The following is a 12,894-nucleotide window of genomic DNA, read 5'->3' as shown; positions in this document are numbered from 1 at the left end:
GCGGTGCGTGGTTCGGCGGCCTCCAGCGGCCTCAAAGCGGCCTCAAGCCGGCAGTGCGCGGAAAAGAGGCCGCCCGCTGCCCAAGCAGTCGGACGGCCAGGCACCACTGGAGAAACCTTTTTTCGTGTGTCGGTACTGCGCTTCCCGGATGCGCTTTCTTCCGCGCTATGTTCGCGAGTTCATCTCAACTCAGGACAGTCAGGAAGCCTCATCAATTGGCGTCAGTACTTGCGCGTCGGCAGTGTCTGCGCGGCGACGCTCATCGGGAAGACCGTCTCTTCCGTCAGGATGCGCTTGGGCAGCGACTTGCCGGCCACCACATCTTTCACCGCCGACATCAATTGCGGACCGAGCAGCGGACTGCACTCCACATCGACGTTCATCTTGCCCGCAGCCATGGCCTGGAAGCCGCCCTTGGTCGCATCGAACGAAACGACGGTGATGTCCTTGCCCGGATGCATGCCGGCCTCTTCCATCGCCTGAATGGCGCCGAGCGCCATATCGTCGTTATGCGCATAAACTACATTTATTTTATTTCCGTATGTCTTTATAAACGCTTCCATGACCTGCTTGCCGCCGGCAAGCGTGAAGTCGCCGCTTTGCGAAGCAATGATCTTGAACTTGGGATCGCTCTTGATCACTTCGATGAGACCCGAGTGCCGGTCGTTGGCAGGCGCCGATCCGACCGTTCCCTGAAGTTCAGCGATGTTGACCGGGCCTTGATCGTTTTTAAAGTGATCTGCGAGCCAATGACCACCACGCCGACCTTCTTCCATGAAGTCCGAGCCGATCATCGTCACGTAGAGCGAGGTGTCTTTTGTATCGATGTTGCGGTCGGTGAGGATCACCGGAATCTTCGCGGCTTTAGCCTCGCGCAGTACCGGTTCCCAGCCCGACTCGACGACCGGCGAAAACGCGATCACGTCGACTTTCTGCGCGATGTATGAGCGGATCGCCTTGATCTGGTTTTCCTGCTTCTGCTGGGCGTCGGAGAATTTGAGCTTGATCTTCGCGTCAGCCGCCGCGGACTTGATCGACTCAGTGTTAGCGGTTCGCCATGCGCTTTCCGCGCCGACCTGCGCAAAACCCAGCGTAATCTGTTTGTCCTGCGCGTAAGCGCCCGGCGTGGCCAGCGTCAGCGCACCGAAGCCCGCGCAGAGTGCGAGCGCGCCCAACGCACGACATGCGGCGCGTCGTGTATTCGCCATGACTGTCTCCTGATCGTTGTTGTGTAGGCGACCCATCGAATCCGCCCAGCCGTTGCGGCTCTCACGGTGCGTGGATCGTGATGTAGCGTAGTGTGTGGGGCGTTAACCGTCCAATCATATGATTCGCGTCGGCGATATCAATTTTGGTATAGCGGGCGGCGGCGGTTGTTGGCTGGACGTGGGGCGTGATTTTGGTGCGGCTGGGGCGCGTTGCCTGGCGTTAGGATGTGTTTTGCGCTTTTTTATGCGCTTACGTGTTCTGTGGGTTGGTGACTTGGTTGGCTTGGTAGGCTAGACGCCGCCGCCAGGAGCGCGCTCCATCAGCGGACACCGACGCGCGGGGTCACCCATCGAAACGTCAGATTGATGCGCTCGCCCGCCACGCGCGGCTCCTTCGGCACCCGATGCCGCCAATCCGCCTGCGTGTTGCCCTTCATCACCAGCAAGCTGCCACCCTTGAGCGAAAAAGACTGCACGACGCCGGTCTTGTTATGCCGCAGATCAAACGTGCGTGCGACGCCCAGGCTCACCGAGGCGATCACCGGTTGCGCGCCGAGTTCGGGCTCACGATCCGCATGCCAGCCCATGCTGTCCGTGCCGCTGCGGTAGCGGTTGATCAGCACGCTATTAAAATGCGCGTTGCAAATCGACTCGACGCCGGACTTCAGTTCGGCGACGGTCGGCGTCCACGCTTGTGGGACGTTGCGAATACCCGAGTAGACATAAACGGCGTCAGGCTCGCCTTGCCACGCGGTCAGCCGTGGCAGCGGCACACGCCCGGCAGGCGTGCCCATCATGTCCTGACGCCATTCGACTTCGTCGATGAGTTGCGTCAACGCCCGTGCCGCCATTTCAGGCGGCAGCCAATCCGGATACCAGTCGACATCGGGCGCCGGCAGAGCATCGGAAAAATCCGCAAAAAGATCCGTCATGAGAATGCCTGAGTACAATCGCGCGCGCGAGGCGCGACCGGATTAGAACCTTGGCTATTATGGCGGCAACGACGACGCTCCTATGCGTGGCTTGCGGTTTGATCCGGCGCCGTCCTTTTCATTTCACACACGTCACCTTCAAGGAACAATCAAATGATTCTTTCCGACCAGGCGCTAGATCAGCTTTTCCGCGAAGCGCGCACACATAACGGCTGGCAGCAAAAACCGGTCGACGACGCCGTGCTCAAGCAACTCGTCGAGCTCGTACTGCTCGGCCCGACCTCGGCCAATTCGAGTCCGGGCCGCTTCGTCTTCGTCAGAACGCCGGAGGGCAAGGAGAAGCTGCGCCCGGCTTTGTCGCCAGGCAATCTCGAGAAGACGATGGCAGCGCCGGTCACGGCGATCGTCGGCATGGACATGGCGTTTTACGAGCACCTTCCGAAGCTGTTTCCGCATGCCGATGCGCGCAGCTGGTTTGCCGGTAACGACAAGGCGATTGCCGACACGGCATTTCGCAATTCGACGCTGCAGGGCGGTTATCTGATTCTTGCCGCGCGCGCGCTCGGCCTGGACACGGGCCCAATGTCGGGGTTCGATGCCGCCAAGGTCGACGAAGCGTTCTTTGCCGGCACGACCGTGAGGTCGAACTTCCTGATCAATCTGGGCTACGGCGACCCGTCGAAACTGTTCCCGCGCAGCCCGCGCTTCGCTTTCAACGAGGCCGCGCGGATCGTCTGACGCACGGCGCCTGACACGCCGTTGCGTGCGGTCAAGTCAAGATCGCCACGTAGAAGACCACGGCGCCGATCAACGCGCCGATGAAGCAGAAGCCCTCTTCGGCGTCGTCGCCGTTGGACCTCACCCACGCCCCAACGACGCCGAACAATCCCGCGATACCAAGAGCGACACTAAGCATCACGACATAGAACAGCGCGCTTTTGCCCAACTCAGAAAAATCGATGTTGCGCACGCCGAAGTACAAGGCAATCGCCATCACCGAAATGACCACGAGTGGCAGCATGACGTGGCTGCCCTCGTGTCCGACGTGATGCGCGTGCCGGAACTGGTTGCCTGATCTGAGCAGCTTCATATGTGCCTCCTGCTTTGCCCTCTGCCGGCGACAGTACGAACCGCTAGCGCACTGCGACGGCCCTCACTGCGGCCCTTGCCCTGACTGTGATACAAGCCGGTTCTATTTGAGAATAGTCCACGCTCGAACACAATTCAAAGCCCATTTAATTCGACCATATCGGTAGCCTGGACGGCTTACCTGCAGCCACGTGGGTTGCTGCGATGCAATACCCTGCGAGTGCCTTTTTTAGCATTGAACGGGTCGACACAGCGGCGTCAATTTGGCGCGGCAGGCAGGCAGTTGCACATCTCGGTAGAATGGATCGGCTCGTTCGCTGTGGCAATCCGCGGTAGGCGAGCCGCCGCCGCTCCTCTGTCTGTGCCGGCCCCTTCCCGCCCTGATCCTCTCTATGCGCCGCTCATCGTTTCTTGTTCGCTTCATCCTGATTGGCATTCTCCTGCATATCTACGTGGGCTTGCGTCTGATTCCAGACATGCCGATCGATATGACCGGCCGCTGGCTGTGTGCGTTGTGGCTCGTGCTGTCGATCTTTCTGATTCCGCTCGGCATGCTGGCGCGCACGATCAAACAACAACCGCTCGGCGACCGGCTTGCATGGGTCGGCCTGCTGGCGATGGGCTTCTTCTCGTCGCTGCTGGTCCTGACTTTCGCGCGCGACCTCGTGCTCGCTTCGCTTCTTACCGTCGATGCAATCTGGCCGAACAGCATTGCCATCCCGCACTGGCGAACCGGCTCCGCCGCGGCCGTGCCTCTGCTCGCGCTGCTTTCCACGCTCGTCGGCCTGTTCAACGCTCGCCGCCGCGCCAAGGTGGTGACGATCGAAGTGCCGATCGACGATTTGCCCGCCGCGCTCGACGGCTTCACGATCGTGCAGATCAGCGATATTCACGTCGGTCCGACCATCAAACGACGCTATGTCGATGCAATCGTCGACGCGGTGAATCGCCTCAAGCCGGATCTGATCGCTGTCACCGGCGATGTCGTGGACGGCAGCGTGCCGCAACTGACCAGCCATACGCAGCCGCTGTCACGGTTGAGCGCGCGCCATGGCGCTTTTCTCGTTACCGGCAATCACGAGTATTACGCCGGCGCCAACGCCTGGATCGACGAATTCCGGCGCCTGGGACTGAACGTCCTGATGAACGAGCACGTGATCGTCGATCACGACGGCGCACGCGCTGTGATCGCCGGCGTGACCGATTATTCAGCGGGCCATCACGACCCGGCGCACCGCAGCGATCCAGTCGCGGCGCTGGCCGGCGCACCTGGCGACGTACTGATCAAGGTGCTGCTCGCCCACCAGCCGCGCTCAGCCGAAGCCGCCGCCGCAGCGGGCTTCACGCTGCAGCTATCCGGCCACACGCATGGCGGCCAGTTCTTCCCGTGGAATTTCTTCGTGCGCCTTCAGCAGCCGTTCACCGCCGGCCTCGCGCGGCTGAACGGACTCTGGGTGTACACGAGCCGCGGCACAGGCTACTGGGGGCCACCGAAACGCCTGGGCGCACCGTCCGAAATCACGCGCTTGCGCCTTGTACCCGGCGAGCCCGATTAGGGCCCGATTAAGGCCCGATTAAGGCCCAATGAAGGCCCAATGAAGGCCCGATGAAGCCGCCCGTTACTGCACGGGCGCCACGGCCACGCTGACTTGCGGTGCGAACGCCACCACCACTTGCATGCCCGGTGTCAGCCCGGTGATCTTGGCGGGATCGCGGCCCTGGATATGAAACACGGACCCATTCGCGCCTTTGAGCGCCATGATGCCGGAAACATGGTCAACGGATTCGACCAGGGCGCTCACGCTCTGCCCCGTGTTCGACTGGGCAATCTGAGCCGCTGCCGCTTGCCCGTTCGCACCCTGCGTGACGCTGATCACGGCATTGCGCATCATGCGGACGTGAACCTTGCCGCCTTGCTTGATCTGCGAGAGATTGCGCGTGTCGGTAATGGTGAACGATGCCTCACCGCCTCGTGCGTCGAGCACAGTGACCGAATGGTTGGCCTGATCGACCGACTTCACGACACCGTCTGCCTGCAGCGTGCTGCTGCCTTCAAACGGCGCGGGTAGACTTGCGGCAGACGACACGAGCGGAGCAGCAGCGATCAATGCGCCTACGATGACGCCAAGAACTTTAACTTTCATAAATTCCTCAATTCGGATGTGCGGCGGAAACGACGACGTCGCACGCATCGCGGCGCAACGCCGCTGAACAATGCAAGAGCGAAAACCCCGACAAATAAAACCGCGCATTTGAGCGCCAAGGCCGCGCGACGTGTTTTTGACGATGCAACCAGTGTGTTTTCCGGGATGAACTCCGTCAATATTCGGAGTCCGTATTTATGTGGGAATAGCCCCTCCATGCGCGCGGAAACTTCCCCAAAGATGGCGTGCAATTCATTCGTCGCCTTGCCTGATCCGACTTGACTTAACTTTGCAGAGTTGCCTAAAATCCGCCCAGTTCATTTACCCGGAATCACGATCTTGGACAGTAGCAGTAGTACACGTCGAGCTTCGATTCGCCCGATCGCCTGAACGGCAAGATTTCCGCGCCAGCCCTGGTCTGTCGCCGTCTTGCCTTCGGGCCGGCGGTGCACGTCGTTGATACCCACTTTTTTACCAGCGAAATCAGCAGTGAAACTGCAGTGAAGCGCCGCATGGCTCCATGCCCTGCCGACCTTGCTCGCCTGTCGGCCTCGTGAACCTTTCGTTCACGGTGCGCCACGCCCGAACGCGCCCGCGTTCCATCGAGACGGACCTGCCGCTGTCACGCGTACTGCTCACACTGTGCGAATTCGCGCCTCAACCTTGCTTAACGATGACCATTGAATTCGTCTGGCGGCTTCTCGCCGCCTTCGCCTGCGGCGTCGCGATCGGCCTCGAACGGCAGATCCGTCAGCGCAATGCGGGCCTGCGCACCATCACGCTGGTCGCGAGCGGAGCGTGCCTGTTCGTCACGCTCGGCGTACTGACCGGCAACGGCACCGCGGGCATCACCCAGATCGCCGCGTATGTGGTCTCCGGCGTCGGCTTTCTCGGCGGCGGCGTGATCATGCGCGACAAGGGTTCCATTCAGGGGATCAACACGGCGGCGACCTTGTGGTGCTCGGCCGCGGTGGGCGTGTTGTGCGGCGCGGGCCATTACGGGCCGGCGCTCGCCGGCACCCTGGTCGTGCTACTGACCAACACCGTGCTGCGCGAAGTCAGCCGTACGATCAACGCGACGCCGGTATCGAACGCCGACCTGGTCCGTGAATACGTATTGACAATCGTCTGCCGGGAAGCTGACGAGATTCACATTCGTACCGCCGTCTCCAACTCCATGTATTCGACGCCGCTGTCGTTTCAGAGCCTGACGAGCGAGGACGTCGAAAACGAGCCAGGACGCATTCGTGTTACGGCAACGTTGAAGATGCACCCCAAGGATCAGTCGAAGCTCGAACAGATGGCCAGCCGCATCAGCATGGAAAAGAGTGTCTCCAGCGTCAGTTGGACGGCCAGAGAAGCGGAGCCGACGCCGGAGTAAGCGTGACGTGTAAGTTCCCTATCTGCGCGCGCATCGTCTACACTTGATCTGCAATAGATTTAGACAATGTTAATTCCGCGTCCTGAATATGGACTGTCCCATAACCATCGACTAAGCTCTGTCACCGTGAATTTTTCACACTCAACAAGGGAGTCTCGATTATGGAACACGGCATCATTGCATGGCTCATCATCGGCGCGATCGCTGGCTGGCTGGCAGGCGTGCTCGTCAAGGGCGGCGGCTTCGGCCTGATCGTCGACATCATCGTCGGGATTGTCGGCGCGTTCATCGGCGGCTGGCTCGCCGGCGTGCTGCACATTTCGCTGGGCGGAGGCTGGATCGGCTCGATCATCACGGCGGTGATCGGCGCGGTCATTCTATTGTTTCTTATCCGCCTCATCCGACGAGGCACCTGAGCGTAGCACCTGATGTCTTACGGCGTCAGGGGCGAACGCCACCTGACGCCGGCTTGAACTGACAGCCCCCGCGTTTAAAGCGTTGTCTCCACCGCCGGCAACATCGAGCCGGTGTCCCGCAGCCGCGTATGCCAGGCGAAGGCCTGATCCAACTGATGCGGCGTTTGCCCGCCTCCCTTCAACGCTTCCCTATAGTAGTCGCGCAAAAGATCGCGATACAGCGGATGCACGCAATTGTCGATGATCAGCGTGGCACGTTCCCGCGGCGCGAGACCGCGCAAGTCGGCGAGTCCCTGCTCCGTCACGACCACGTCCACGTCGTGTTCGTTGTGATCGCAATGCGGCACCATCGGCACGATGCTCGAAATGCGGCCGCCTTTTGCCATCGACTTGGTCGCGAAGATCGCGCACGATGCGTTGCGCGCGAAGTCGCCTGAACCGCCGATGCCGTTCATCATGTGCGTGCCGCCCACGTGCGTCGAATTCACGTTGCCGTAGATGTCGAATTCGAGCGCGGTATTCAACGCGATCAGTCCGAGCCGGCGAATCACCTCAGGATGGTTGCTGACTTCTTGCGGACGCAGCACGAGTCGATCGCGATAGCGTTCGAGTTCGCCGAACACCTGCGCCTGGCGCGCTGCCGACAGCGTGATCGACGCGCCGGAGGCGAACGTCACCTTGCCGGCATCCATCAGGTCGAAGGTCGAATCCTGCAGCACTTCTGAATAGATTTCAAACGCGTCGAACGGCGAATCGACGAACCCGGCCAGCACGGCATTGGCAATTGTGCCGATGCCGGCCTGCAACGGCGGCAAGCGCTTCGGCATACGCCCGCGTGATACTTCGTGCTTGAAAAACTCGATCAGATGACCCGCGATCGATTCGGTCTCGGCATCCGCGGGCAGCACCGTGGACGAACTGTCCGCCATATCGGTGATGACGATCGCCGCGATTTTCTCGAGCGGAATTTCGATAGCCGGCGTGCCGACCCGGTCTTGCGGACGCACGATCGGCAGCGGCTCGCGGTTCGGCCTGCGGCCCGGAATCCAGATGTCGTGCAGACCCTCGAGCGCGAGCGGCTGCGCAAGATTGATTTCGACGATGACCTTCTCGGCGAGAATCGCAAAGCTCGCCGAGTTGCCCACCGACGTGGTCGGCACGATGCCGCCCGTCTCGGTGATTGCGGTGGCCTCGATAATGGCGACGTCGAGTTTGCCGAGTTGGTTCGCGCGCAGCATCTCGACCGTTTCGGACAAATGCTGATCGACGAACATGACTTCGCCGCGATTGATCGCGTCGCGCAGCGTCTTGTCCACCTGAAACGGCAAGCGGCGAGCCAGCACATGCGCCTCGGTGAGCGCGCGGTCCACGTCGTGACCCAGCGACGCACCGGTCATCAACGTGATGCGCAGCGGCTTGCCTTCCTGACGCGCGCGCTCGGCAAGCGCAACGGGGACTGCTTTGGCGTCGCCCGCGCGCGTGAAGCCGCTGGCGCCGACGCACATGCCGTCCTGAATCAGAAGCGCCGCTTCGGCGGCTGAAGTGATTTTTGCGCGCAGCTCAGCGCAGCGAATCCGGTCGTGGTACATGAAACTGAGTCTCTCCATAGTCACCAGTCCAGACTACCGGTGCGCACGTCTGCGGTGCTTCGCTCAGTAGCCGGATTGTCGCACCCGCCGCGGCGTCACGATGGAACGGCGCCGCGGCCGGGTGATTCGTCGCGCGTCGAACGTTCGCGACAGGTCTTGCACGTACTTCAGATATAACGAGTGGTGCTGCTTAGCTGCCGAAGTAGATGTTGCAGAAGCTCACAGGACCGACGCACTCTTCAGCTTTGACTGCCGGTGTGATCGTGCGGCTTTGCGGTTCGGCACTCTTAGCGCGCGGCGCATTCCCTTGGGCGACCGGTTGTTCCGGGGCGGCCGGCGCCGTTTGTGCGTGAGCGACGACAGCGGACAAACAGCAGGCAATCAGGGCAATCTTCAACACATTCATTTCGTTCTCCAGGACTTACGGTGCTGCCCCGTAGCGAACCCTTTTGGGGCACCGCGTGGCAGTGATCAAACTATATGGCCGCCCGCCCCGCGGATAAATGGGGCGGGCCGGAAGTGATCCTTCCATCTTGCAGAAGGATCGATGCACAGAGTCCGTCGTCGCGCGCATGGGTCAATGCGGATTGAACGGCGCGTCCTTGTCGAGCAACGCCGTGCGGATGAAGTGCAGGCAACTCAGGATGCGCTGCAGGTCGTGACGCTTGTCGCGATCGGCATGAACAGTTTGCAGCACGTCCTGCGCAAGCCACGTGGCCGCGCGCACGGATAGCAGCGCCTGCTCGAGACCACGCGCATCGGGCCGCTCGAAGAGCCGCGCGAGGTCGTCGCGCGCATGCTCGACGGTGCTGGTCCAGCGCGGATGGAGCGCGTGCGCGTAGTCGGCGCGCGCCGTTTCGTTGCGCAGGTCGATCACGGCGTGGCCCACTTCGAGCGTCGCGAGTGTCCAGCGCAGCGCGTCTCGGCGGCGTCGGGAACGTCGCGTCAACAGCATGCGCAACTGTGAAGTCAGGTCGTGCGTGCTCGACTGAAAGCGCTGATTGAGACCTGGCAGTTCGTCCTTACACGCGGATACGACTTGCGCACGTAAATCGCCCATGATTTTCCCGATGAGCCAAGGCATGTCGGTCGGGAAGACCACCGCGAAAACGAGCGCCGCCAACAGCATCGACGCGGTGAGCGCCATGCCGTTGTTGATCAGCAGATCCGGCGCGTAAGTGACGACGTTGTCGGGTCCGGCGAGCAGGCAGAAGAACACTGAGAATCCGATCCCATATCCCGCCGCCAGCTTGCGCGTGGCGATGAATGCGCCGAGCGCGAGCACAGGCGCCAGCGTCGTGCACAGCAGCGGAAAGCCGTCGATGTTCGGATACACGTAGCACGTGAACAGGTAGCCGGTCATGGTGGCCAGCACGGCGCCGACAGCCATCTGCACGGCCATCTTCGACGGGTTCGGCGCAGTCGACGTCAGCGCGCACGCCAGCGCTGCGCCGATCACCGCGAGGCCGCCGCTCGGCCAGTCGGTCATGATCCAGGACCAGCCCGCGATCGCCATGACCACAGCCGAGCGGATAAACGTCAGCGCAACGACAAAAGTGTTGGTTTTGCTGACGTAGCGGCTTTTCGTCCGCGGATGGCTGTCGTCACGCTTGCGCTGCATCACGGATGCGTAGGTCAGCGAGTAGCGGATCCATTCGTCGACGAACCGGTACAGCAGTTCCGCCGCCGTATCGAAGTCAGCCAGCGATTCGGCGGGCATGGCTTCTATCGGCCGTCTCGTCTCGCGCACACGCCGTGGCAAGCTCGCCTGGAAATGTTGCAAACGGGCGGCCGTGCGCGATGCATCCACCGGGGCCTCGGACTGTGGCGCCATTAGCGCGGCCAGTTCGTCGAAATACGGTTTGATGGCCGCGACGATCGGCGCCGAGCCGTTCACGCGCAGTCGCTTGAGCAGTTGATGCAGCGCATGCAGCCGCGCACAGGCATCCATGAACTCGCCGTTCAGACGACCGAGATGCTGATTGCGTGAACGCATGGCCGGGTCTTCGAAGACGGCGAAAGTGCGCGTCGCCTCGAAACCGACGATCTCGTCGACGAGATCCGCGAAGCGCCGCTCGAATTGGCCCCGCTTGATGCCGCGAGCCAAGACGTCGGCAGCGAACGCAGTAAAATTTCCGTACCGAATTTGTAGCGCGCGCCGCAGTGCGAGGCTGGAGCGCTGCGGCACGATCAGCGCGCTCACCGCGCTCGAAGATACGATGCCGACCGCCACTTCCGCCGCGCGCGTGAGCGCCGCGAGAAACAGGTCGTGAGGCGCCGTCACATTCGGGATGCCGATCAGCGCAGCGGTATAACCCGCGAGCACAAAGCCGTACCATCTGAAATGCCGATACCGGACCGCTGCCGCAATGCAGGCGCTCACCCAGCCGATCATGCCGAGCATGTACAACTCGGGCTGCTGGACGAACAGCGCACCGAGCACCAGCGCGGCGACCGTGCCCACCGCGGTCCCGAGAATCCGATAGAAACTTTTTGCCAGCACCATGCCGCTGAACGGCTGCATCAGTACGAACACCGTAGTCATCGCGATGCGCGGCTGCGGCAGATCCAGCAGCATCGCAATGCTCAGCGCCAGCAAGCCCGCCGTGACTGTTTTCAGCAGATGCAGCCAGATCAGACCCTCGCTGGTCGTCCAGTCCCGGACGGCCGGGCTCAGCGTTCGCAAGATGACGTCCCACCGCCGGCGGGAATCTGCCGTCGGTTCGATCGCATGTTCGCGTTTCATCTGAAAACTGGGCGCCCCGGTTGGTAGCTAAGGAAGCACCGGCGAAGAAGACTGCTGACACCGGCACGCAAGCTGCCGATTTTAGGAGCATGCTATGCGTGCATTAACAGGACAGGCGCGGAACGTCCCTTCCAGAACGAACAACAATGCGGACGCGGGACAGGCGGACAATACGGCTTCAGCCGTGAAATAGAAGGATCGATGGATACGTTACAAAATATGCGAGTGTTCGTGCGCGTGGTCGAAGCCGGTAGTTTTACGGCCGCCGCGCAGTCGCTCAATTCAACGACCGGCGCAATGTCCCGCGCGGTCTCGGAACTCGAAGCTCATTTGCGCACGCGTTTGCTCAATCGCTCCACGCGACGACTTGCGCTCACCACCGCGGGCGAGCGTTATCTGAAACGATGCCAGCAGATACTGATAGATGTGGACACGGCGGAAGAAGAAGCCAGTTGTGCGCACGAACGCCCGAGCGGCGCGTTGCGGATGCACAGCTTTGCCAGCATCGGCCAGCACTATGTTTTGCCGGCCATTTCGCGTTATCGCGCGCTGTATCCGGAGGTGACGGTCGAGCTGACATTGTCGCAGCGCATGCCGGATCTTTTCGAAGGTAGCGCGGATGTCGCGGTGATCGGCGCTTCCACCTTGCCTGATTCGGAACTCGTGTCGTTTCCACTGGGGACGACCTTTAGCATCATGTGCGCATCGCCGGCTTACGTGCGTGCACACGGCGCGCCGCAGCAGCCGGCCGATCTGGCGCACCACGAATGTCTGATCCTGCACACGCCGGCGTTTCCGCCGCACGACTGGGTGCTCGATGGGCCGAATGGCAGCGAAACGATGGAGGTGAATGGGCCGGTGCACGTGAACATCGCCGAATCGCTGATTGTCGCGATTCGCGAAGGAATGGGCATTGGCATGCTGCCGCTGTACGCGGCCATTTCCGGATTGCGTGACGGCACGCTAGTGCGCGTGTTGCCGGAATATACCGCACAGAAAATGAATGTTTACGCGCTGTATCCATCGCGTAAGTTCATCGATGCGAAGACGCGGACTTGGGTCGAGTTCCTGCGCACCCATCTGCCAAAAGTCATTGCACGCGATGTGGCGTTGCTTGCGGAAGTCAGCGAAGCGCAGACTGGCGATGGCGAGGTGCCGGTGAGCGCGAGCAGCGGTGGGGATGTAGCGATGCGGTGAGTTACAGCTGGAGTGTTGGGTGCCGCCGGCTGCGCTTGGGTGTGGCTGCGGCTGCGGCTGCGGCTGTGCTGTGCGGGTGTCTGCACAATGCAAATGGCCGTTTGATGGAGTGTTGCAGCGATTGCGGCGGCGGATAGCAAGCCGAAGCTTTTTTCCGCCAGTTAGTTTATCACGCGGGATTTTTACGCGTGT

At 61.5% G+C, this 12,894-nt stretch carries 12 protein-coding genes; 5 read left to right on the top strand and 7 right to left on the bottom strand.

The features are described from left to right. Nucleotides 1-221 precede the first annotated feature (221 nt). Together PQR54_RS35555 and PQR54_RS35550 are read right to left on the bottom strand one after the other, a co-directional pair. Nucleotides 222-1,208, bottom strand: a complete 987-nt coding sequence (locus tag PQR54_RS35555) for an ABC transporter substrate-binding protein (RefSeq protein WP_106311893.1) — start codon at nucleotides 1,206-1,208, stop codon at nucleotides 222-224. A gap of 320 nt (nucleotides 1,209-1,528) precedes the next feature. Next, complete coding sequence (locus tag PQR54_RS35550) at nucleotides 1,529-2,140, bottom strand: alpha-ketoglutarate-dependent dioxygenase AlkB family protein (RefSeq protein WP_408254050.1); 612 nt, start codon at nucleotides 2,138-2,140, stop codon at nucleotides 1,529-1,531. A 153-nt stretch (nucleotides 2,141-2,293) separates the two neighbouring features. On the opposite strand from PQR54_RS35550, the gene PQR54_RS35545 reads away from it, so the two are divergent. After that, on the top strand, nucleotides 2,294-2,878 hold the full coding sequence (locus PQR54_RS35545; protein ID WP_408254047.1) for a malonic semialdehyde reductase: 585 nt from the start codon (nucleotides 2,294-2,296) through the stop codon (nucleotides 2,876-2,878). A gap of 31 nt (nucleotides 2,879-2,909) precedes the next feature. Here PQR54_RS35545 and PQR54_RS35540 read toward each other — a convergent pair whose 3' ends face one another. Continuing rightward, nucleotides 2,910-3,230 (bottom strand): hypothetical protein, encoded by a 321-nt coding sequence (locus PQR54_RS35540; protein WP_408254044.1) that lies wholly within the window; start codon nucleotides 3,228-3,230, stop codon nucleotides 2,910-2,912. A 391-nt stretch (nucleotides 3,231-3,621) separates the two neighbouring features. Between PQR54_RS35540 and PQR54_RS35535 the strand changes: the two genes are divergently transcribed. Then, on the top strand, nucleotides 3,622-4,785 hold the full coding sequence (locus tag PQR54_RS35535) for a metallophosphoesterase (RefSeq protein ID WP_408254041.1): 1,164 nt from the start codon (nucleotides 3,622-3,624) through the stop codon (nucleotides 4,783-4,785). A 63-nt stretch (nucleotides 4,786-4,848) separates the two neighbouring features. On the opposite strand, the gene PQR54_RS35530 is transcribed toward PQR54_RS35535, so the two are convergent. Next, entirely contained in the window at nucleotides 4,849-5,373 is a 525-nt protein-coding gene (locus tag PQR54_RS35530; protein ID WP_408254038.1) for a hypothetical protein, read from the bottom strand. Nucleotides 5,374-6,046: 673 nt separating this feature from the next. On the opposite strand from PQR54_RS35530, the gene PQR54_RS35525 reads away from it, so the two are divergent. Beyond that, on the top strand, nucleotides 6,047-6,754 hold the full coding sequence (locus PQR54_RS35525) for an MgtC/SapB family protein (protein ID WP_408254036.1): 708 nt from the start codon (nucleotides 6,047-6,049) through the stop codon (nucleotides 6,752-6,754). A 161-nt stretch (nucleotides 6,755-6,915) separates the two neighbouring features. Then, on the top strand, nucleotides 6,916-7,170 hold the full coding sequence (locus PQR54_RS35520; RefSeq protein WP_007176844.1) for a GlsB/YeaQ/YmgE family stress response membrane protein: 255 nt from the start codon (nucleotides 6,916-6,918) through the stop codon (nucleotides 7,168-7,170). Nucleotides 7,171-7,244: 74 nt separating this feature from the next. On the opposite strand, the gene scpC is transcribed toward PQR54_RS35520, so the two are convergent. The 3 genes from scpC to PQR54_RS35505 all read right to left on the bottom strand — a co-directional run bounded on the left by scpC (nucleotide 7,245) and on the right by PQR54_RS35505 (nucleotide 11,505). Continuing rightward, nucleotides 7,245-8,759 (bottom strand): succinyl-CoA:acetate CoA-transferase ScpC, encoded by a 1,515-nt coding sequence (gene scpC, locus PQR54_RS35515; RefSeq protein WP_408254251.1) that lies wholly within the window; start codon nucleotides 8,757-8,759, stop codon nucleotides 7,245-7,247. Nucleotides 8,760-8,949: 190 nt separating this feature from the next. Further along, nucleotides 8,950-9,165, bottom strand: coding sequence for a hypothetical protein (locus PQR54_RS35510; protein WP_408254034.1), 216 nt, complete (start codon nucleotides 9,163-9,165; stop codon nucleotides 8,950-8,952). Nucleotides 9,166-9,336: 171 nt separating this feature from the next. Further along, entirely contained in the window at nucleotides 9,337-11,505 is a 2,169-nt protein-coding gene (locus PQR54_RS35505; RefSeq protein ID WP_408254031.1) for an FUSC family protein, read from the bottom strand. Between the two features lie 201 nt (nucleotides 11,506-11,706). Between PQR54_RS35505 and PQR54_RS35500 the strand changes: the two genes are divergently transcribed. Next, entirely contained in the window at nucleotides 11,707-12,702 is a 996-nt protein-coding gene (locus PQR54_RS35500) for a LysR family transcriptional regulator (protein WP_408254029.1), read from the top strand. Nucleotides 12,703-12,894 lie beyond the last annotated feature (192 nt).

The organism is Paraburkholderia phytofirmans (assembly GCF_046028095.1).
Classification (GTDB): Bacteria; Pseudomonadota; Gammaproteobacteria; order Burkholderiales; family Burkholderiaceae; genus Paraburkholderia; species Paraburkholderia phytofirmans_A.
Note: the sequence above shows the minus strand (reverse complement) of the source record. Positions and strands in the feature narration are given on the sequence as shown.

What these genes read in the sequence shown, in the direction of transcription:
- PQR54_RS35555 (WP_106311893.1), bottom strand. Translation starts at nt 1,208, where the DNA reads ATGGCGAATACACGACGCGCCGCATGTCGTGCGTTGGGCGCGCTCGCA.
- PQR54_RS35550 (WP_408254050.1), bottom strand. Translation starts at nt 2,140, where the DNA reads ATGACGGATCTTTTTGCGGATTTTTCCGATGCTCTGCCGGCGCCCGAT.
- PQR54_RS35545 (WP_408254047.1), top strand. Translation starts at nt 2,294, where the DNA reads ATGATTCTTTCCGACCAGGCGCTAGATCAGCTTTTCCGCGAAGCGCGC.
- PQR54_RS35540 (WP_408254044.1), bottom strand. Translation starts at nt 3,230, where the DNA reads ATGAAGCTGCTCAGATCAGGCAACCAGTTCCGGCACGCGCATCACGTC.
- PQR54_RS35535 (WP_408254041.1), top strand. Translation starts at nt 3,622, where the DNA reads ATGCGCCGCTCATCGTTTCTTGTTCGCTTCATCCTGATTGGCATTCTC.
- PQR54_RS35530 (WP_408254038.1), bottom strand. Translation starts at nt 5,373, where the DNA reads ATGAAAGTTAAAGTTCTTGGCGTCATCGTAGGCGCATTGATCGCTGCT.
- PQR54_RS35525 (WP_408254036.1), top strand. Translation starts at nt 6,047, where the DNA reads ATGACCATTGAATTCGTCTGGCGGCTTCTCGCCGCCTTCGCCTGCGGC.
- PQR54_RS35520 (WP_007176844.1), top strand. Translation starts at nt 6,916, where the DNA reads ATGGAACACGGCATCATTGCATGGCTCATCATCGGCGCGATCGCTGGC.
- scpC (WP_408254251.1), bottom strand. Translation starts at nt 8,759, where the DNA reads ATGTACCACGACCGGATTCGCTGCGCTGAGCTGCGCGCAAAAATCACT.
- PQR54_RS35510 (WP_408254034.1), bottom strand. Translation starts at nt 9,165, where the DNA reads ATGAATGTGTTGAAGATTGCCCTGATTGCCTGCTGTTTGTCCGCTGTC.
- PQR54_RS35505 (WP_408254031.1), bottom strand. Translation starts at nt 11,505, where the DNA reads ATGAAACGCGAACATGCGATCGAACCGACGGCAGATTCCCGCCGGCGG.
- PQR54_RS35500 (WP_408254029.1), top strand. Translation starts at nt 11,707, where the DNA reads ATGGATACGTTACAAAATATGCGAGTGTTCGTGCGCGTGGTCGAAGCC.